The following is a 19,395-nucleotide window of genomic DNA, read 5'->3' on the forward strand; positions in this document are numbered from 1 at the left end:
CTATGCAAACACCAGAAGCTGTAACCCGGGAAATATTTACCCTGTTTGAATTGCAGGGTGCAAAGGAATATGCCGGTGAAAAGGTATCGCAGCTGGAACACATGTACCAGGCGGCAATACTGGCTATGGAAGAAGGCTGTGAGGACGAAATCGTCCTTGCGGCCTTCCTGCATGATATCGGACACTTGCTGCCGTCAGAGGAAACAGTGATGACAGGTACTGACGGGAAGCACTATGGCGTAACCGACCATGAGCAACTGGGCGCGGACTGGCTTCAGCGGCGCGGGGCAGGAGAACGCATGTGCAAACTGATCGCGTCACATGTTACAGCCAAACGCTACCTGACTTTTGCTGATCCGCTTTATTACAATCAGTTATCCGAAGCCAGCAAACAAACACTCACCCTGCAGGGTGGTGTAATGACAGCTGCCGAAGCTGCGACGTTTGAGGCGGATGACCTGTTCGAGTGGTATATCAGGATGCGCCGATGGGACGAAGCGGCCAAGGAGCAGCATCAGCCTGTTGATCAACTTAAGCTGCTGGAACAGAAATTGTATCAGTACCTGAAAAACAGGGCGGAAGCTTAGTCAGGCAGGATAAGATTCAACCGACAATACAAAAACGGGCTTTCATTTGAAAGCCCGTTCTGTTTTTGTGGACGGTTGCTGTTGACTATAATACAATTGGTGTGGATTCCCTGAGGTGTTTTTCGAGATATTGGCGGAATGCTGCCATGGAGCCGAAGGTCAGATCTGCTGAAAACGGGTCAAGTTGTTCCGCTGAATGGGTACCATTGGTTACACAGCAGGAATATAAGACACCGGCATTTTTACCTGACTGTATATCCGACGGGGTGTCACCAATATTGATCACTGCCTTACGGTCTTTGATACCGGCAATGTCCATTGCTTTACGGATCATGTCCGGTTCAGGTCTTCCTTTGGCCACTTCATCGCTTGCGATGGAAATATCAACAATGCCATCCCGCATCCAGCCGAGTTTCCCCAGGATGATATCAACGACTTTCCTGTAAAATCCGGTTGTCAGCGCGATGGTAACACCTTTTTCATGGAGGAAGCTGAACAGATCAAGGCAGCCTTCGGTTGGCGTGATGGGGTGGTGCAGGTAATGCTCTTCGAGGATGTTACGAAACAAAGCATAGGATGCATCAACCTGGTGATTCCATTCATCTGTTCGTCCACCGATTTGCCGTTCCCAGAAGGTTTCAAATACATGTCGCTTTGACCAACCCTGTACCGAAAGGATCTCATCGTCGGTTATGTCAAGTCCGCTTTTTCGGGCGCTGATCGAAAAGCACATTTCCACCTCATGGTTGTCGGTTACAGTGGTTCCTGCCATGTCGCAGACCACCAGTTTCAGTTCCTGCATTGGTTTCATCAGTCAAATATTTTATGGATGTTTGCTTCTGCCAATCCTGCGCTGGCGGTCATGCCTTTTCCGCCAATGGCGGTCACCACCCAGATCTCCTTTTCTATTTCCTCCATAAACAAGTCATGACTTTTTCTCTGGGCATAATAGCCATTCCATTGCCGGGTAATGTTCCAATGCGGCAGGCGGAAGATCCGTTGTGCTTCTTCCAGGATAATATCATTGATCACCTGTTTATTGTCGTACCCAAGCTGACCGGCATGCGCGGCATCGGCGTATTCATGGGAATCGCCAATGATAATGCTTCCGTCCAGCGTCTGTTTGAACAGGATGTGAATACCCCATTTGCCACAGGGTTCAGTGATCGCGGCAGCGTCGAGTTTTTTGAAAGAGGGGCATTCCCGGAAACTTTCGTAGCGGCGGATGCTCAGACCGCTGAGAATGGATCCTTTCAGGCTGATTTCCGGCATCGGCGCGGTACACATCATTTGCAGCTTGGAGACTTCTATATCACTGTTATAAAAACGCTCGGGAAATAGCGCACTGAAATCACGGCCATTGCAGATGATTACGTTACCGGCAGTATAAACATTGCCGGTGCCGGTTTCTACACTACAGTGATCTCCTTTGTTCTGTACGGACCTGACCAGCGTCAACGGTTTGTATTTCAAAGCCATTTGTTCCTGCATACAGGCGATCAGCCGGTGGATCATCTTATGTGGTTCCACCGTTATCTCATCCGGAAAGAAAAGCCCGCCCACACAATAGGACGCCCGAAGTCCCGGATATTTTTCAAGGCAGGTTTCCTTGTCAAGCAACTGGGAAGAATATCGCTGTATTCTGTTGATCGCCGACAATTCTTCCAGCAGGGTCATTTCTGTACTGTCGGATGCAAGGTATATTGTTCCGTTATGGCGCACAGAAATATCAAATTTCGACTGGATGTCCTTATATATTTCCAGGCTACGGCGGCCGTAGTCCTGCCATTTTCCCACGCCCATGCCTGAAGGCACTACTTGTCCAAAATTGCGGACAGTTGCTTCCATAGGCTTTTCGTCCTTTTCCAGCAACAGCACATTCAACCCTTTCCTGCAGGCGTGATAAGCATGGAAGGCGCCCAATGCACCCGCACCTACGATAATGCAATCGAAATGTTCAGAGCGCATGATGCAGTTTTTTGTGTGAAAAATAACGCCAGCTTCCCAATACCGAAATTAACCCTACCCCGCCAAATATCAGGCTGAGGCCGACGAAATATGGGAACCAGTTTAGTTGTGGATTGAACAATTCTTTATAAAGAATAAGTATACAGCTGCCGAGATAGCCGATTGAGTCCATCAGGTAAAAGAAGAAACCGATGTTGCCCTTGACCTTGTATGCGGCAATAAATCGTTCAAGGAAAAGGCACTGAATGCAATTGTAGCTGATGTATAATCCGACCGTGTAAGTAATCATCAAGGCGATCGGATCGCCGATACGCTCATGCAGGAAGAATGCAACGAGAAGGATAGTAAGGAATCCCAGGGCAATGGCGAGGTGTTGCCTTTGCAGGCTTTTGAAGTGATTGCCGATCCCCGCGAGCGTGAGTAGCGCAAAGAAGACCGCGATGGCAGCAACGGTTTCCATCCTGGTGAAGAGCAGCGCAGAAGCATCCGGGCGGACCTGCCGGACGATCTCCACCGCAAAATTGTCTTTTACATCCCGCAGAATGGTTAAAAGCAAATTCATTACGATCACAGCAAACAGACCGGGAAGAAAGGTTTGCAAAATTGCCATTCGATTCCTGCCGTCCAGGGCCGGTCGTTCGCCACGCTGCTGTATCTCTTCAGGAGTGGCAGCCGGGATACGGGACAGCAAGTACACAGAAATAAATAGTAACGGCAGAAAAAAACAGCCCGTCACAAAAGGCATCATCATTTCGGAGATGCCGAGATTTTTCATGGCAAGTAATCCAACTGATTTAACAGCGCCGGAGCTGAAGATGAAATTGATGCTGAGCACCAATGCCACCATATCAGTGTACCGCCGTCCTTCAATATAACTGAACACGAGCCCCCAGATGAGTCCCAGGCATAAGCCATTGCCAAAGAGGAACAGGGTATTCCAGGGTAGTGGTACTAGCGCCATGAGCAAGAGGCAAAGGTGTGCAGACAGGATCAACAAAAGAATATTCATTGCCCGCCTGTTGGGATTCAAATTTGCAATGAAGCGTATTCCTAAGAACTTGGATGTCATATAGCCAAGCACCTGGGCAATTACCAACGCTGATTTAAACGAGATTCCGAAAGCCTGGAGGTGATCCCATGTGCCGGCACTGATTGCTTTGCGGAAACCATACATACAGAAGTAGGTGCTGAAGCACGCAACTGCCGCAAGCCAGACGACAGACCTGCTGGTGCCGCCTGCTGATATATCGGAAGTGTTGGGCATGTACGCCATAACGGGGTAGCAAATCTGCCTTTGGCCTGTAACTTCAGCGTGAACCCTGTGTTATCAAATCAATAAGCCGCATTTTCCATATTTCGAAAGTCGATTTACGCTTCTCGTAAACTACGGGGACCCATCCACGAATAAGTTTGTAATAACATAAACCTTTAGGATCAGGTAATTAACCTGCATCAGCATCCTGAGGGGATAACAACGGTATAAATCTGTAAATACTGCCGCAAATGTGTGCGTTTGAACCATTGTTTCATGATGCCGACCTGGGTTACGTATTGCGTTGTAGAGACTGCAGCCATCTGCAGATAGCGTTTGGCAACGTCGTATTGACCCTGCAGGAGATCGATTTTCCCTCTTTTGCCGGGTGGTTGAGGGAAATTGAAGCCGGACAGCCGGTAAATGAGGATATCTTATTAAAAAATATTCTACTACCATCGCCCTGTGAGGGGTTAAGATTGATGTTCAGCCTGGCGGAATTGAGGAAATTGAACCGGATGATCGACCTGGCAGACACTGAAATGCAGAGCCGGTCAATACTTCGATTGTTCCAATAACCAGGGGGGATTATCTATCCACACCTGTGGAAATGTAAAAAGGGATACTTTTTCAATTCCCAATACTTTCGTTCCAGGTCTTAAATAATATGTGAAGGTGCAATACTTCCGGTATTGCTTAAAAGGGAACCACGTGTAATTCGTGGGCTGACGGGCAACTGTGATCCGCCTAGCGGAAGCCAGATACCTGCCGAAACATATTTGTTTGGAACCTTCCCGAATAAGGTACATGCAAAAGATGACGCTGTATTAGCTCCTGATACGGCAAGGAATCGTCTTCTGTTGTACCGTTCGCTGACCAGTCAATTTTACCAGTTATGCAGACAGAAAACGAGTTGTTGCTCCGTGAGAACAAGGATCGCTTTGTAATCCTTCCAATTAACTATCCCCGTGTTTGGGAGATGTATAAAAAGCATGAAGCCAGCTTCTGGACGGCAGAGGAAATCGACCTTTCTGCTGATCTTGGCGACTGGGCGAACCTGAACGACGGAGAGCGGCACTTCATTTCGCATGTACTGGCATTTTTTGCCGCCAGCGACGGTATCGTCAATGAGAACCTGGCGGTTAACTTCATGAGCGAAGTACAGCTTCCGGAAGCCCGTTGCTTTTATGGCTTTCAGATCATGATGGAGAATATCCACTCTGAGACCTATGCATTGCTGATCGATACATATGTAAAGGATCCGGTGCAGAAAGACAAGCTTTTCCATGCCATTGATACTGTTCCTGCTGTGAAGAGAAAGGCAGAGTGGGCATTGCGGTGGATCGAGAATGGCAATTTTGCGGAAAGACTGGTCGCGTTTGCGGCGGTGGAAGGCATTTTCTTCAGTGGCAGCTTCTGTTCCATATTCTGGTTGAAAAAGCGGGGACTTATGCCCGGACTTACTTTCAGTAATGAACTGATCAGCCGTGATGAAGGCCTGCACTGTGAATTCGCCTGCCTGTTGTATTCCATGCTTTCTCAGAAGCTTACCCAGGAAGCTGTTTATGCGATCATCGGCGATGCAGTGACCATTGAGAAGGAGTTCATTTCAGAAGCCTTACCGGTAGACCTGATCGGCATGAACGCCAAGCTCATGCAACAATACATTGAGTTCGTTGCAGATCGTTGGCTGAGTGAACTCGGGTATGAGAAGATGTTCAATGCAACCAACCCGTTTGATTTCATGGAGATGATCTCCCTGCAGGGCAAAACGAATTTCTTCGAAAAGCGTGTGGGAGATTACCAGAAGGCGGGTGTAATGGCTGGCAGCGCGCAGCAGAATTTCTCCCTGGACGAAGATTTCTGATTACAGGATTATCCTGTGTTTCGCCGCAATTCAGCGGTGAACAGATGTATCATGAGTGGCCTTATGGGCAATTGATTAAACCGGAAACAGTGTGAGCTGCGGTCCGGTCAGACGATCCACCTCCTATTTCAGCTATCCGGTATCCTTTTCCAGTGCCTATGTTAACAGGCACCATCCACTATCCGGCAAAACACCGTGCTGCGGCACTGACGATTTAAAATTAAACTACTAACTACATAAACAATAAAATCCATCCAGCATGTTTGTAATCAAAAGAAACGGCCGGAAAGAGTCCGTTAAATTCGACAAGATCACTGCAAGGATTCAGAAACTATCTTACGGCCTCAGCCCACTGGTTGATGTTCTGGAAATAGCAAAGAAAACTATCGAGGGAATCTATGACGGTGTAACAACCACCGAACTGGATAACCTGGCGGCGGAAACAGCTGCTGCGCTGACAACAACGCATCCTGATTATGCTTTGCTGGCATCACGTATCGCAGTGAGCAACCTGCATAAAAATACGGAGAAGTCATTTTCGCATACCATGCGGAAACTGCACCAATATACCGACTCCATCACCGGTAAGCTGATGCCCCTTTTGGCAGATGAGGTTATGGAAGTGATTGAGGCCAATGCTGAATTGCTGGACAGCACCATTATTTATGACCGTGACTTCGGTTTCGACTATTTTGGTTTTAAAACGCTTGAGCGTTCCTACCTGCTGAAAATTGATGGTGTTGTGGTAGAGCGTCCGCAACATATGTATATGCGGGTTGCGATCGGCATACACAAAGATGATCTGGAGCAGGCGATCAAGACGTATAACCTGATGAGTGAACGCTGGTTCACGCATGCAACGCCAACATTGTTCAATGCCGGCACTCCCAAACCACAGCTTAGCTCCTGCTTTTTGCTGACAATGAAGGAAGACAGCATTGATGGGATCTATGATACACTGAAACAAACTGCCAAGATATCCCAGAGCGCCGGTGGAATCGGTCTTTCTATTCATAATATCCGCGCAACAGGAAGCTATATCGGCGGCACCAATGGTACCAGCAATGGTATTATTCCCATGCTGCGGGTATTCAACGACACAGCGCGTTATGTTGATCAGGGGGGCGGAAAACGTAAGGGCGCATTTGCTGTATACCTGGAACCATGGCATGCTGATGTATTCGCCTTCCTGGACCTCCGTAAGAACCATGGTAAGGAAGAGCTAAGGGCAAGAGATCTTTTCTACGCCATGTGGATCCCTGACCTGTTCATGAAGCGTGTTGAAGCCAATGAAGAATGGACTTTATTCTGCCCTAATGAAGCACCGGGCCTTGCAGATTGTTTCGGCGCAGCCTTTGAAAACCTGTATGAGCAGTATGAGCAGGAAGGCAGGGGACGCAAAACGATCAAGGCACAGGATCTGTGGTTTGCTATCCTTGATGCACAGATCGAAACAGGCACTCCTTACCTCCTGTATAAAGATGCGGCCAACAGCAAAAGCAATCAGCAGAACCTGGGCACCATCAAGAGTTCCAATCTTTGCACGGAGATCATCGAATATACTTCACCGGATGAGGTGGCAGTCTGCAACCTTGCTTCGCTTGCACTTCCCCGTTTTGTAAGGGATGGTCAGTTTGATTTCCAGCAGTTGTATGACGTTACCTACCAGGTAACTTTGAACCTGAACAAGGTGATCGATATCAACTATTATCCTGTTGAAGAGGCGAAGCGTTCCAACATGCGTCACCGTCCTATCGGCCTTGGCGTTCAGGGACTCGCTGATACCTTTATCCTGATGCGCCTGCCTTTTGAAAGTGAACTTGCATCATTGCTGAACCAGAATATTTTTGAAACGATCTATTTTGCAGCCATGACGGCAAGCTGTGATCTGGCAAAGAAAGACGGTCATTATGAGACATTCGCCGGTTCACCACTTTCAATGGGGCTCTTCCAGTTCGATCTTTGGAATGTGCAGCCTTCCGGTCGTCACGACTGGGACAGCCTGCGGAAAGAAGTAATGGAGCATGGCACCCGCAACTCCCTGCTGGTAGCGCCTATGCCAACTGCCTCAACTTCACAAATCCTTGGCAACAACGAATGTTTTGAGCCATACACTTCGAACATCTATACCCGCCGCGTACTGAGCGGTGAATATGTGATTGTGAATAAGCATCTGCTCAAAGACCTGGTTGCACTTGGCCTCTGGAACAACGACATGAAGAACAGGATCATTGCAGCTAATGGCAGCATCCAGCATATAACGTCAATTCCTGAGGACGTCCGCGAATTGTATAAGACTGTTTGGGAAATCAAACAAAGGACCATCATAGATATGGCAGCTGACCGTGGCGCATATATTTGCCAGTCTCAGTCTCTGAACCTTTTCGTAAGCAGCCCTACAGCGGCAAAACTTACTTCCATGCATTTCTATGGCTGGAAGAAAGGGCTTAAGACCGGAATGTACTATCTGCGTACGCAGGCTGCCACCCAGGCTGTACAGTTCACGGTGGAAAAGCAGGCTGCGGAAACTATCACAGCCACCACCGGAACCATTACCAGTGCGAATACTTCAGCTGCGGGTACTGCTGCAGAAGCCGGTACCGATGCGGATTACCAGGGACCTGTATGCACCATGCAGGATGGTTGCATCAGCTGTGGTTCCTAAACGATATAGCTATTGAAAATTCAAAGCCACTCCCGAAAAGAGTGGCTTTTTTGTGTCATTGGTGAGACGTCGTTATGTGTCATGTTTATAGGGAAATTCCAAAGTAAAACAGATCGCATTGTTGCTTAACGCTTCTATGTCGGCGGAAGGCAGATCCCAGAGCATCAGGGCATCTGAAGGGTGCAGCAGGCGGCCTTCAATATCAAAGGCCCCCTGCAGGGAATAGATCATTACAGCATGCTCCCGGTTGGTCATAAAGTAATCCTCCGACTGTTTGCCGGCCAGTTTTCCAATCCCAAAACGGCAGCCTGTATCAGCCAGCTGGATTAGTGTCATCGGTTTACCTGCTTCCAACACGAAGGGAATAATGGATGATTCCAGTGAAGGCATTTCCGGTTTTAGGTTGATTTGAAAGCTGATATGAATAAAATTGATCAGCGTTTCCACCTCGCTGTATGGATTTTTGATTTCCAAAACAGAATCTTCGGAATGCTGCAGAAACAGAAGGTTGCCGCTGATCAGTAGTTGTGAAATTCCTTCACTCCCTACCCGCCAAATCAATGGACCGGCTACCGGCAACAGCAAGGTGGCAGTTCCCGCAGTGACGTCGAAATGCCGGATCGTTTGTCCGGCAAGTGTTTCCTCATCCAGCCGCGTGAGCGGACCAAATGGTTTGCGGAACGACACCTGAAAGGAACCGCCATTAAATACCTTAAGTTGCCGGTGAGTTGCCGATTGCGTTAGTCCATGCTGATCGTGTAAAAATATTTTGCCGGAGACCTCTAGTGCCATCAGGGTATATTCAGTTGAAAAGATAAATTGAAACCGCTGGAGGTTTCTCCGGTTACAGTTGCAATTTCTATACCGCTGCTGTCGTCACCGAAAATATTGTCATTGGCATTATAAGTGTAGCCATTCATACCTTTCGCATATCCATTTACTTTAGACAGGGCTGTACCACTGCCTTCGGGGAAAGCGATCTGGGTTACCTTAAGAGAATTTCCAGACGCGTCAAAAATATGTACATGAATATGTGTCGCACGACCATTGTACCATCCCGGAAAAATGGTGGTAAAAGTCACCTTTCCATCGGCATCAGTTACCTGCCTGCCACGCAGGAAATGTAAACTGGTATAGTCGCTTGACTGCATTCCGGATCCCCCGTATTCAGAGTAGTTCCCTTTGGCATCACAGTGCCAGATATCTACAAAGGCACCAGCCAGTGCTGCGCAGCCGTTGCTGACTTTGCCAACCGTAATGGTAACATCCAGCTGGTACCCTTCACGGTCTTCCCGTATGTCGCTCCTGGAATAAGTTGCAGGGGAATGCGTGGGGAAAGGGCCTTCTGTTTCTGTTGGGGCTACCGCGCAATCGCCCTGCTCTCCCTCAGCCGCAGTTTCCATATCTTCTTTGGAACAAGAGTGGGCAAGGGGGGCTACCAGTAATATTCCGAGTGCTGCAAGGCCGTTCTTCAGGAAAAGCTTTCTTTCCATGGGTTGATTTTTGTTTAGACAATCAGGTTTCTCAACAAAACTGGTAAATAATAAAAAGGAACGGGTGATGATGCAATAAGCGGGGTGATCAATGCGACATACCATCACCGTTTGGCATTTTTAACAAGGATCAATAAGCGGGAATCCGGGAAAGATGGAAAATTATTTGGGCGGGAAAGGAAATGTAACTACTTTAGTCTAGTGAAACGATAGACTTTAAAATGCTCCACATGAGAAAGCTCACCTCCCTGACAATATTTTCTGCGCTTTTGCTGTCGCTGACCGGATTTGCGCCTGACACCCGTAAAGTAAACGGAAAGGTTGTTTCATTCAGTGAGTCCTTTCCGCTGGAAGGTGTCAGCGTCGTCGTTAAAGGCACATCAAATCAGACCGGAACCATGATTGACGGCACTTTTACCCTCGAGCTCAAACCGGAAGACAAGGTTTTGACATTTACCCTGCAAGGTTATAAATCACAGGACCTGGCCCTCGATCCGTCAAAGGCGGACTATGTGATCGCCCTGCAATCCCAATAGTGTTTCTTTTCAAGCAGCATATCTTAAGCAAGTTTGGTTTATTCAAAAACGGTCGGTGGTGTCTACTGCCGGCCCTTTTTATTACAACTCATGCGGACAATCCGGCATTTCAACCTCCTGACCTTGTGCTGGTCGGATAAACCCGGAATTTTGTGGTATGGTATACAAAGGGAAAAAACTCACGAATAGCTATAGTGGTCAGCAATTGGTGTTTTTGCGTACGGCTGCCGAAACCAACGGATCCATGCTGGAAATGGAGATGACCCTAATGGGAAACAGTCCTGAGCCTCCGTTACATTATCATCCGCTTCAATCCGAAGAATTCCGGATTCTAACAGGCAAATTGACGGTGAGAATGGGAGACAATGTCCGCGAATATGGAAAAGGACAGTATTTCGCGATACCTTCCAGGACGCCGCATTCCATGTGGAATGCAGGCGCGGAGGCAGTTGTAGTGAACTGGAAAGTGCAACCTGCGCTGGAGACGGCAGAGTTTTTCGAACAGGCTTATAATTTAGGAAAGCCGGGATTGATAGACAAAATTGCACTTGCCAGGAAATATGCCCATGTATTCCGTCTTTCTAAACCTCATCCCGTAATGCTCTGGCTCCTATATATACTGGTCTATCCAATGATCTGGTTGAAAAAGAAATGCTGATATCTCCATAAAGTGCTACAGATTTGCCAACATGAAAGCGGCAACTGTTCAGGAAATCAAGACAGGATTGGAAGAACTCTCATCGGCACAAGTCAGCGCTCTTTGCCTTCGTCTTGTTAAATTCAAAAAGGAGAACAAGGAACTGGTCACCTATATGCTTTTCGAGTCGGGAGATCAGCAATCCTATGTCAACACGCTGATCACAGAAATGGAACAGGCGTTCGGAGAAATCAATCAGTCCACTTTGTATCTCGCAAAAAAGAGCTTGCGTCGATTACTGCGGGAAGCCAACAAACATATCCGTTATATCGGGGAGAAGACCGCCGAGGTTGATTTGCTAATGGCCTGGTGCAGGTGTCTGAAACAATCAGGTATCCCATTCCAGAAAAGCACGGCACTCGATAATCTGTATAAAGCGCAGCTCAAAAAGGTCAGGAAGATCATTGAGGGGATGCATGAAGACCTGCAATACGACTATTCACGTGCGCTTAAAAAGCTGTCCGATCAATGAAGAATGCTGTGTAAGGCAGCGGTATTGACGTTTCGCCATACACGATTGATTTCGCTGAAGCGGTTTGCCGCTTCCATTCCGCAAAAAGGGAACAGGTCATTGACCAGTCCACGCGAGCCATTTGCCAGTTTTCGCGCGGCGTAACTGGTTGCCCGGAGAAGGTCTGGGGGAATTTCATGGCCGGTTTCGAGGATATGCCAGGTTTTTTCAACCAGGGCGTACAACGCCGTTCGCCATTCCTGAATTTGCTGAAGCGCTTCCATTTTACGATCTGCACCGTCTTTTCTGGGGTCGGCGAGATCAAGGAACCGAAGGCACATTCCCGAAAGATTGACTGCGATGGTAGTTTCAGCCAGCTGGAGAAATGGATATCTGTATACGGCCGCAGGTTCTATGGCGTAAGCCGGATCGATCGTAAAGCATTGCTCTGCAGGTACAAATACGTTTTCAAGGGCAAAGGAATGGCTGGCAGTAGCCACCATACCTATGGCATTCCAGGTGGGAAGAAGATTAACCTGGTTCCTGGGCACCCAGGCGGTTAGCAATTGCTCTTCCCCTTTTTCATTTTTTACCGCGATCCCATTGTTTTCCACCCTGGCGTTGAACGTAAAGACGGTGGCCTGCAAGGCGCCGCTGGCATAGGGCCAGTATCCTGTGAGCTGCCATCCGTTTTTAACCGGCGTGGCAACCCCGGAAGGCATGCCGCTGCCGCCGATACAAGCCCTGGGATCAGCCCACCATTGCCGGCACACAGCATCTTCGAGAAATCCACTGAACCACCCGGCACCGCTGCATAACGTAACCGTCCACCCGATACTGCCATCCACCCAGGCAAGTACTTCCTGAAGCCGCAGACCCTCGGGCAGATTGGCGTCCAGACCGCCGTAAATCTTTGGCACAAAAAGCCGGAACCAGTTCTTGCGGTAAATAATTTCCAATTGTTCGGGGTGCAGCTGGCCCAGCCGTTCCGCTTCGGCGGCGTGGCTGCGCAGGGAATCCACAGTATCAGGAGAAAGATAGGCGGAAGGATGCACGGGCATACATGCAAAGGTATTTTTATTTTTGTGTCATGAAAGACTACAAAGAATACTTTATCATACCCGCTACGCCGGAAGAATTGTACGCAGCATTGACCAATCCGGCCACTATTCAGTTATGGACAGGCGAAAAAGCTGTTATGTCAGAAGAACCGGATTCTGAATTCAGTCTCTGGGAGGATTCGATTGTAGGTCGCAACATTGCATTTGAAAAAGGGAAAAAAATAGAGCAGGAATGGTATTTCGGCGACGATCAGCCGGAGTCGTCTATCGTTGTCCTGAAATTACATCCTCATAAACAGGGTACTTCCCTTGAAATCCGGCAATCCAATATACCGGATGAAGAATATGAAGAAATAATAGAAGGCTGGCGGGAAGTTTATGTCGCTAGCCTCCTGGATTTCTATACTGAATGAATAATAAGCCTGTTACAGGCAGGTGTTGTCCTTATGCTTGATATAGCCCGATTCATGTTTGGGCATGTTCCAGCTCGCGAAAGGATTAATAGGAACAATTTTCGTAAGGGATGGCGCTGTCGGTTTTGCCGGTATCCCCTTGCTCACGGCACCACTTCTCTTTTTTCGGGAAATGTGGTGCACCATTGTTTTTTTTTCTGTGGATAAATTTGCCATTTGACTTACAGCTTGTTCAATTATAAGTCCAAATTCCAGGCCACATACTAATATTCATTTGTTAAACACGATCCGCGTTGCAACCGCGATTCGCAAGACCAAAAAAATCCTCAATCGCGATGCAATGCGTAGAAATTGGGGTTCAATGATTTTCGCAGTTGACCGTAGATTTCCTTAGACAAAATAATTTCATCAGCATTTAATGCTTCCCGAAGTTGCGTGGTCGTTCTCACGCCGACAATGGCACTTGTGATGGCAGAATTTTCGAGAACAAAACGGATTGCCATTGATCCCAGTGAAATTTTGTCAGTTGCCCGATGCATTGCATCCACAACAGTGGCAACAGTTTCCACATTGTGGTCAAGGTAAGGCCTCGGAGGTTTTCCACCTAGTAAACCGCCTGCAACCGTTCCTCTGGCCAACACTCCGATCCCTGCCTGATGCAAGTCCCGAAGGCAATGTTCCTCTGGGCGGAGATCGAGCATGCTGTATTGCATCATAACACTGATGATGTTCGAACGCCGGATAAATTCCCTGATTACATTCGGTCTGATAGAGGATATGCCGTAGTACCTGATCTTACCACTTTTTACAAGGTCCTCAAATGTACCGATGGTCTCGTCAATATCATCCTGGATCGTTCCGCCATGAAGTTGGTAGAGATCGATGTAGTCGGTTTTAAGCCTTCGGAGACTATCATCAATCGACCTGAGTATATGTGATTTTTCAGGATGCCAGTCGAGTCCGCTACCGTCCGGTTTCCAGACATTTCCAACTTTGGAGGCAATTACGACTTCTTTTCTTTTTTCAGCGAGCGCCTTTCCGAGATTGGTTTCATTGATGCCGTGCTGATAGATATCTGCGGTATCAAAGAAGTTAATTCCACCCGCAATTGCTTGATGGATCAGGTAAGCGACGTTGTCAGGATTTGCGTCCAGTGACATTGCACCAAAGCCGATACGACTGATATGAAGGCTTGAATTGCCCAGTTGCCGGTATTCCATGGTTAAACACGCAGGTAATCGGGTTTCCAGTTCCGGATGCTTTGTTTTATGCTGCCTGCAGACAGTTTTTCTTTAATGGCCCGGTCTGTCAGGTCTGGAAATTCTTCGTCTCCCGCGAACCTGAGGGCGGCCAGCTGCCGCATAGAAAGTTGATGTTCCACGGGTGAAAAGTCTTTTCCTGTCAAAATATAATAACGAAGGCGCATTTCATTTCGCACCAGCCTGTCCTGCAGTGTAAGGGCATAATGCTGACGAGTCATGTAAGAAAGCCACCCGATGACAATAAACAATATTCCCAGTATTAACCATTCCATTTGCTGTTCTGGGTGCCGGCTGCTTTCAAAAAAAGAAAATATGGTACCCGCCAATATAACCGGATAAAAAACAAAATGGTGTGGCGGATAGTATCGGATATGGTTGCTGGCATCCTGTCTTTTCATGAAAAAAAATTTGATTTTAAAATTAGTGTATTGCAAGTACTTCTATTTTTAAGGCCGCTGCCCATGCAGGCTTTTTTTTTGCATTGAACCCGCTAGCAAGAATAAAGATTTGAATTATGAAACAGCATCTTCTCTATTTACTGCTGCTTCCACTAGCGGTTGCTATCGCAGCCGGTACACAGCGCCCCGGAGTTGAACCGACTATAATCTTCCGGCAAAAGGATACAACAAAAATACTGGTGACCGGTACCTACTGGCGGCTCACAGAACTGATGGGCAGATCGGTTGGTGCGGCTGCTGCCAACCGAAAAGAGGTTTTTATCCGGTTTAGACCTGATGGGCGAATGGAGGGGTTTGCGGGATGCAATGATATCGGTGGAAATTATGAATTAAAAGGGAAAGACAGCATTATTATCACGAATGTGGTGGGTACACTGATGGCCTGCCCGCAAACAGAAACGGAGAATAGTCTTGTAGACATTCTCAAAACCTGTGACAGCTATTTGTTGAAAGATAATCAGTTGGTACTGAACCGGGCAAGGATGGCATCACTTGCCCGGTTTGAAGCAAGAAAATTGCCTTAGCCAGCTGTAGCTGCCTTTGCTTCCATCTCCATTTCGTCTGCACTTGGCCCATAGCTACCCGGTATGGGTATATCAAGCAGGCGAAGAAAGACACCCAATTGAGCCCGGTGATGAACAGTCTGACTGAAAGCCATTCGGACTACTTTTCCTTTGGGAGAAACATCATAGATCGTTTCACCGCTACGGAGAGTCCAGTTGGGAACAAGATCCGCCACCGAAGCTTTGGCGAGGGCAGCTTTACTTACTGCAAGTTGTTTTTCAAAATAGGCAAGCACTTCTGCCCTGTTGTTCAGATCAGGGTATTCGTAGTCTCCCATATTCTCGAAATCGAGCTGCTCTGTCCGCAAAATAAGGTCCGGCCAACCGGCGAGATCAGCAAGGTGCGTTGACAACGTTTTTATGTCCATACTTTTTTTGTGAGGCTTCCAGCCAAACTTGTCATCGGGAATTTTTTCCAGCATTTTTCTGGTGGTTGCTGCCTCCATTTCAAGTTCAATCAGAAATTCTTGTGGCGTGATCATAACGATAAGTTTTTTGTTCTGACAAAGTAACGAAGGGGTAATGACAGCCTTATGTCAGCAGGATAAAGGAAAAATAAAATCAGGGGGTTACATGTCTGACCTTTAGGCAGAAAACGGGGAACGACTACCGGAAAACCGGGAACGTCCCCCGAATGTTCTGCTTATTTGTCCATACGGACGATCACAGGCTGAAAAGTACCGATGACCTCCACAAGTTCCTGTTGTTGTAACATTACTTTATGGATGTCTTTATAGGCATGAGGCGCTTCGTCAGTACCGCCACCCAGCAAGGTGACTTTCGCTTTTTGCAAAGCCTGGTTCAATTCTTTTGCGGAGATCGCAGCACGCGCTTTCGATCGGCTCATTTTTCGTCCTGCACCATGTGAAGCAGATTGCAATGAACTCGAATTGCCCCTACCGCTAACAATAAAACCGGGCGTCGTCATCGATCCGGGAATAATACCCGCCACTCCTTTTCCTGCAGGAGTGGCCCCTTTTCTATGCACTACACTGGTGATGCCGTCGATCGTTTCCTTCCAGGCAAAATTGTGGTGGTTGCTTACAGTGGCTACCGGCCGCTGTCCCAATTCCCGGGCAAGTTTTTCATGGATCACCTCATGGCAGGCGGTCGCATACCTTCCTGCCAGCTGCATTGCTGCCCAGTATTCAGCGCCTTCCTGTTCATGAAGCCAGAGCCAGCTCAGGGAACACAGGTCCTGGTTGAGCTTTCTTTTCCTTGCGGCCAGGCGGGTGAAGTAATTGGCAATATTGGCTCCGAGTGCGCGGGAGCCGGAATGTGACAACAGGCCGATAAATTCCCCCGCCGGTAAATCAGGATGATTGGGATGGTGCTGCAGGGTAACTTTGCCCCACTCTACAAAGTGGTTGCCACTTCCCGAACTTCCAAGCTGCTTCCATGCTTTTTTTTGAAGTTCTCCAATCCATTTCACTTCCCGGAAAAGCGGGTCTTCCATTATTGCATGATTGCTTGCTTTTTCAAATTGATTACCACTGCCGAAACAGGTGCTTTCCAGGAGAGCATTGGTGAAAAAGTAGCTTCTTTTATCCAGTTTTCGTGGAGTTATATCAAAAAGACTAAGATGCATGCGACATCCGATGTCAACACCCACAGCAAAGGGGATGACTGCATCTTCCACAGCAAGAACACCGCCAATTGGCAATCCATACCCCGCATGTGCATCCGGCATTAATGCACCGGCCGTGCTGACCGGAAGCTTCATGGCCTGGTGCATCTGGTGCAACGCAACAGATTCAATATGTTGTTGTCCAAAAATATTCAGTTTCATTTTTTTTGTTTAATTGTTCGATACTTCCCTTCTGAATCCGATCACCTCCATCCGTTGTGTTGTTGTTGTTGTACCCGGATTTGTGATCTCAGCAAGGGTGAGCGGCGCAGTGATCCTTTGGTGTAATCCCAGGTGATCACTCAGTCGCTGTGCCTTTGTTGTTTCAAGTTTGCCAAACGCATATTGCGCAATGAGCCGGCCTTTCCGTAGAAAGGCCTGATCCAGCAACTGGATGGAATTGTTGAAGGTGCAGACGAGCTGAATGTTAAGGCAATCATTAAGCAGTCCGTCGCTGATATTTAACAGGTTACTGACTGTATTGCTGTAAGTGATTTTTCTGTCCATCAGGATATTCTCCGCATCTTCTATTACCAGTACTGAATCCGGATGATCAAGTAATAACTCCATCAGTTCGGGCCGCGCAAGGTCACCTGCCATAGTTGGGGAAAGGAATAATACTTTCTTGCTGAGGCTTCCGATCAGATGGCGCAGGTAAGTAGTTTTACCGGTGCCCGGAAGACCGTGCAGTAACACGATGCCCTTGCCTTTCGGTTCGCTGAGACAGGCCTTGACAGTTTTATCAACAGGTTTGAAATCATCATTGTAATACAAATCGATGTCAAGTTCAGTCGGTTCAATGGGCAAAGACCTTAGATCCAGTCCATGGTTCCCGTTAACGATAATGTTGATCCTGTATTCACCTGACACTTCACTTTCAGGGTATTGCAGGATGCATTTGTACATTTCCGTTACCAAAGCTTCTGACGATTCAGCGGAGTAGATAAAAACGCGATCTGAATCAACGTCTATTACTAGTTCCTGCCGGAACACAAGTATGGTATCACCAGCTGATAGCTGTTGTTTTTCCCAGTCGTGATATTGCCTGCTGCAAACTTTGACAATGTGATTGCGCCACCTGTCCAGTAAAAACCGCAAAACTTTTTCTCCGTCAAGGCGCGTGATGACATGCATGTTCGGAATGCTGCCAAACCTGCTGTAGAAAAGCTTTCTGCCATCCACGTAATAGTCTGTGAATAGATTGGCCGGCTGTGCAACAGTCAATAAGTTGCGCAGCCACCGTTGAATTATGTTCATGGTGATTGAATGAAAAATGAGCAATAAAAAACCCCGCAATCGCTGCGGGGCCTTTACTATCTTGAATCCTTAATGTTATCGGTTAGAAATAGGTTGCCCGCGTCGCGAGGTGACTTTTGTAATTGAATGGAATGCGGGACATAGCTGACAAATTTTGATGCGCAAAGGTTTAAAAAATATTTCATCTATGCAAGAAGAAGCCAGAAAATTTTTTGTTACGCTTTTTGGTAACTGCAGTTATCAGGTAGCGGCAATTCATCATAGGCATTGAGAAGATCGAGTTCAAGGACCGTTGCAGTCTGGGTTTCATTCGGATGATACATTGCCCTGAACTTTGCTCCGTAAACAAAATCTTCAGCATTATACGATGTCTTCGAGATCACGGTGTTGGAAAAACTTTCATCAAATCCTTCAACAAACACGAGCATTTCCGCTTTGGATGCCAGAAGATCCTGATGGGTTAAACCATACAGCGGACTTTCTTCATTGATGACGTGCACAAGTGTCCAGTTGGCAGTAAGTGTGTTGGCGCGCGACAATTGCAGGGGAAGGGAATAAAACCGGTTTTTGGCAACGCCGTCTTCCAGTTCCTGAATCGCCAGCGTTGTTCTCACTTCAACATTAACCAGGTAGTTTCTGGTAAAAGGTACCATGCGGAACATGATGGCTAGTCCGCCCTGGAAAGGGGCGAACAATGCCTTCTCACTAAAACGGATAAACGCTCTCGGCCGTGCAAATCGCCCATACATGAGACCTGTCACCACCGCAAAACTCATGAGACCTGTAAGGGCTTCCAGGGAGGCTACAAAGCTCGCGGCAATGCCAACAGGATTGATCCTGCCGTAACCCACAGTCGTAAAAGTCTGCGCACTGAAAAAATAAGCTTCCCCGAATTTTTCACTCCAGGTGTTGGCAACCATTCCACTCAGGTGATCAAGTCCGATCCAGATGTAGACGCCCGCAAACAGAAGGTTCACCGACAGAAAAAAGATAACGACCACCACCAGGAACTTCCATTGGGGCATGGTCAGCAGGCTATGGTAGATGTTAAGTCTTTCCATCAGCCGCATGCCCCGGATATGCATATTGGGTTGGCCATTTTTGTGGAAAAAACGGCCACCATTGAGCGCGGTATTCGTACCCAGGCCAGTTTCCAGGTTCTGCCTGGCTTTGCGGTTGGTTTGTTTGAGTGCCATAATCAAAATTAGCGATGCAGCATTGGTTCTCAATACCGGAAA

General features: G+C 47.6%; 22 protein-coding genes and 1 riboswitch. Of the genes, 9 read left to right on the top strand and 13 right to left on the bottom strand.

The genetic code is table 11. The annotated features are described in order from the left end of the window. Window positions 1-2: 2 nt before the first annotated feature. On the top strand, window positions 3-587 hold the full coding sequence (locus tag FPE01S_RS07550) for an HD domain-containing protein (RefSeq protein ID WP_046368150.1): 585 nt from the start codon (window positions 3-5) through the stop codon (window positions 585-587). A gap of 85 nt (window positions 588-672) precedes the next feature. Here the strand turns inward: FPE01S_RS07550 and FPE01S_RS07555 are convergent, their stop codons facing one another. The 3 genes from FPE01S_RS07555 to FPE01S_RS07565 are packed head-to-tail and all read right to left on the bottom strand — an operon-like array spanning window position 673 to window position 3,819. Beyond that, window positions 673-1,398: an HAD family hydrolase gene (locus FPE01S_RS07555; RefSeq protein ID WP_052955582.1), complete on the bottom strand. Its 726-nt coding sequence runs from the start codon at window positions 1,396-1,398 to the stop codon at window positions 673-675. Continuing rightward, on the bottom strand, window positions 1,398-2,555 hold the full coding sequence (locus FPE01S_RS07560; RefSeq protein ID WP_046368151.1) for a TIGR03364 family FAD-dependent oxidoreductase: 1,158 nt from the start codon (window positions 2,553-2,555) through the stop codon (window positions 1,398-1,400). Before FPE01S_RS07560 ends, FPE01S_RS07555 begins: the two co-directional genes overlap by 1 nt. Beyond that, window positions 2,545-3,819 (bottom strand): DUF5690 family protein, encoded by a 1,275-nt coding sequence (locus FPE01S_RS07565; RefSeq protein ID WP_046368152.1) that lies wholly within the window; start codon window positions 3,817-3,819, stop codon window positions 2,545-2,547. Before FPE01S_RS07565 ends, FPE01S_RS07560 begins: the two co-directional genes overlap by 11 nt. A 239-nt stretch (window positions 3,820-4,058) precedes the next feature. On the opposite strand from FPE01S_RS07565, the gene FPE01S_RS07570 reads away from it, so the two are divergent. The 3 genes from FPE01S_RS07570 (at window position 4,059) to FPE01S_RS07580 (ending at window position 8,339) form a co-directional block, all read left to right on the top strand. After that, window positions 4,059-4,385: a DUF6686 family protein gene (locus tag FPE01S_RS07570; protein ID WP_046368153.1), complete on the top strand. Its 327-nt coding sequence runs from the start codon at window positions 4,059-4,061 to the stop codon at window positions 4,383-4,385. A gap of 78 nt (window positions 4,386-4,463) precedes the next feature. Then, window positions 4,464-4,594, top strand: a riboswitch (cobalamin riboswitch). 108 nt (window positions 4,595-4,702) lie between these two features. Next, entirely contained in the window at window positions 4,703-5,674 is a 972-nt protein-coding gene (locus FPE01S_RS07575; RefSeq protein ID WP_046368154.1) for a ribonucleoside-diphosphate reductase small subunit, read from the top strand. Window positions 5,675-5,933: 259 nt separating this feature from the next. Continuing rightward, window positions 5,934-8,339, top strand: a complete 2,406-nt coding sequence (locus FPE01S_RS07580; protein WP_046368155.1) for a ribonucleoside-diphosphate reductase subunit alpha — start codon at window positions 5,934-5,936, stop codon at window positions 8,337-8,339. A 72-nt stretch (window positions 8,340-8,411) separates the two neighbouring features. On the opposite strand, the gene FPE01S_RS07585 is transcribed toward FPE01S_RS07580, so the two are convergent. Both FPE01S_RS07585 and FPE01S_RS07590 read right to left on the bottom strand, forming a co-directional pair. Beyond that, window positions 8,412-9,131 (bottom strand): hypothetical protein, encoded by a 720-nt coding sequence (locus FPE01S_RS07585; RefSeq protein ID WP_046368156.1) that lies wholly within the window; start codon window positions 9,129-9,131, stop codon window positions 8,412-8,414. After that, complete coding sequence (locus FPE01S_RS07590) at window positions 9,131-9,832, bottom strand: dioxygenase family protein (RefSeq protein WP_046368763.1); 702 nt, start codon at window positions 9,830-9,832, stop codon at window positions 9,131-9,133. Before FPE01S_RS07590 ends, FPE01S_RS07585 begins: the two co-directional genes overlap by 1 nt. Before the next feature lie 230 nt (window positions 9,833-10,062). On the opposite strand from FPE01S_RS07590, the gene FPE01S_RS07595 reads away from it, so the two are divergent. The 3 genes from FPE01S_RS07595 (at window position 10,063) to FPE01S_RS07605 (ending at window position 11,537) form a co-directional block, all read left to right on the top strand. Beyond that, window positions 10,063-10,368, top strand: a complete 306-nt coding sequence (locus tag FPE01S_RS07595; protein ID WP_169749138.1) for a carboxypeptidase-like regulatory domain-containing protein — start codon at window positions 10,063-10,065, stop codon at window positions 10,366-10,368. 157 nt (window positions 10,369-10,525) lie between these two features. Next, the gene (locus tag FPE01S_RS24700) at window positions 10,526-11,026 is read left to right on the top strand and encodes a cupin domain-containing protein (protein ID WP_052955583.1); all 501 of its coding nucleotides are present in this window, start codon (window positions 10,526-10,528) and stop codon (window positions 11,024-11,026) included. Window positions 11,027-11,057: 31 nt separating this feature from the next. Then, complete coding sequence (locus FPE01S_RS07605) at window positions 11,058-11,537, top strand: hypothetical protein (RefSeq protein WP_046368158.1); 480 nt, start codon at window positions 11,058-11,060, stop codon at window positions 11,535-11,537. Here the strand turns inward: FPE01S_RS07605 and FPE01S_RS07610 are convergent. Further along, on the bottom strand, window positions 11,531-12,577 hold the full coding sequence (locus FPE01S_RS07610; protein ID WP_046368159.1) for an acyl-CoA dehydrogenase family protein: 1,047 nt from the start codon (window positions 12,575-12,577) through the stop codon (window positions 11,531-11,533). The genes FPE01S_RS07605 and FPE01S_RS07610 overlap by 7 nt on opposite strands. A gap of 29 nt (window positions 12,578-12,606) precedes the next feature. Between FPE01S_RS07610 and FPE01S_RS07615 the strand changes: the two genes are divergently transcribed. Further along, window positions 12,607-12,990: an SRPBCC domain-containing protein gene (locus tag FPE01S_RS07615; RefSeq protein ID WP_046368160.1), complete on the top strand. Its 384-nt coding sequence runs from the start codon at window positions 12,607-12,609 to the stop codon at window positions 12,988-12,990. A 12-nt stretch (window positions 12,991-13,002) separates the two neighbouring features. Here FPE01S_RS07615 and FPE01S_RS07620 read toward each other — a convergent pair whose 3' ends face one another. From FPE01S_RS07620 to FPE01S_RS07630, 3 genes are all read right to left on the bottom strand, one after another. Next, window positions 13,003-13,206, bottom strand: coding sequence for a hypothetical protein (locus FPE01S_RS07620; protein WP_046368161.1), 204 nt, complete (start codon window positions 13,204-13,206; stop codon window positions 13,003-13,005). A 110-nt stretch (window positions 13,207-13,316) separates the two neighbouring features. Further along, window positions 13,317-14,210, bottom strand: a complete 894-nt coding sequence (locus FPE01S_RS07625; RefSeq protein WP_046368162.1) for an aldo/keto reductase — start codon at window positions 14,208-14,210, stop codon at window positions 13,317-13,319. 2 nt (window positions 14,211-14,212) lie between these two features. Continuing rightward, the gene (locus FPE01S_RS07630; RefSeq protein ID WP_046368163.1) at window positions 14,213-14,650 is read right to left on the bottom strand and encodes a DUF6526 family protein; all 438 of its coding nucleotides are present in this window, start codon (window positions 14,648-14,650) and stop codon (window positions 14,213-14,215) included. A gap of 116 nt (window positions 14,651-14,766) precedes the next feature. Between FPE01S_RS07630 and FPE01S_RS07635 the strand changes: the two genes are divergently transcribed. Further along, window positions 14,767-15,234, top strand: a complete 468-nt coding sequence (locus FPE01S_RS07635; protein WP_052955584.1) for an META domain-containing protein — start codon at window positions 14,767-14,769, stop codon at window positions 15,232-15,234. On the opposite strand, the gene FPE01S_RS07640 is transcribed toward FPE01S_RS07635, so the two are convergent. The 4 genes from FPE01S_RS07640 to FPE01S_RS07655 all read right to left on the bottom strand — a co-directional run bounded on the left by FPE01S_RS07640 (window position 15,231) and on the right by FPE01S_RS07655 (window position 19,353). After that, entirely contained in the window at window positions 15,231-15,755 is a 525-nt protein-coding gene (locus FPE01S_RS07640; protein ID WP_046368164.1) for a DinB family protein, read from the bottom strand. The two genes, FPE01S_RS07635 and FPE01S_RS07640, sit on opposite strands and share 4 nt — an antisense overlap. A gap of 161 nt (window positions 15,756-15,916) precedes the next feature. Continuing rightward, window positions 15,917-17,062, bottom strand: coding sequence for an RtcB family protein (locus FPE01S_RS07645; protein WP_052955585.1), 1,146 nt, complete (start codon window positions 17,060-17,062; stop codon window positions 15,917-15,919). 9 nt (window positions 17,063-17,071) lie between these two features. Continuing rightward, the gene (locus tag FPE01S_RS07650) at window positions 17,072-18,157 is read right to left on the bottom strand and encodes an AAA family ATPase (RefSeq protein ID WP_046368165.1); all 1,086 of its coding nucleotides are present in this window, start codon (window positions 18,155-18,157) and stop codon (window positions 17,072-17,074) included. 215 nt (window positions 18,158-18,372) lie between these two features. After that, window positions 18,373-19,353 (bottom strand): ion channel, encoded by a 981-nt coding sequence (locus FPE01S_RS07655; protein ID WP_046368166.1) that lies wholly within the window; start codon window positions 19,351-19,353, stop codon window positions 18,373-18,375. Window positions 19,354-19,395 lie beyond the last annotated feature (42 nt).

This window comes from Flavihumibacter petaseus NBRC 106054, assembly GCF_000974785.1.
GTDB classification, from domain to species: Bacteria; Bacteroidota; Bacteroidia; order Chitinophagales; family Chitinophagaceae; genus Flavihumibacter; species Flavihumibacter petaseus.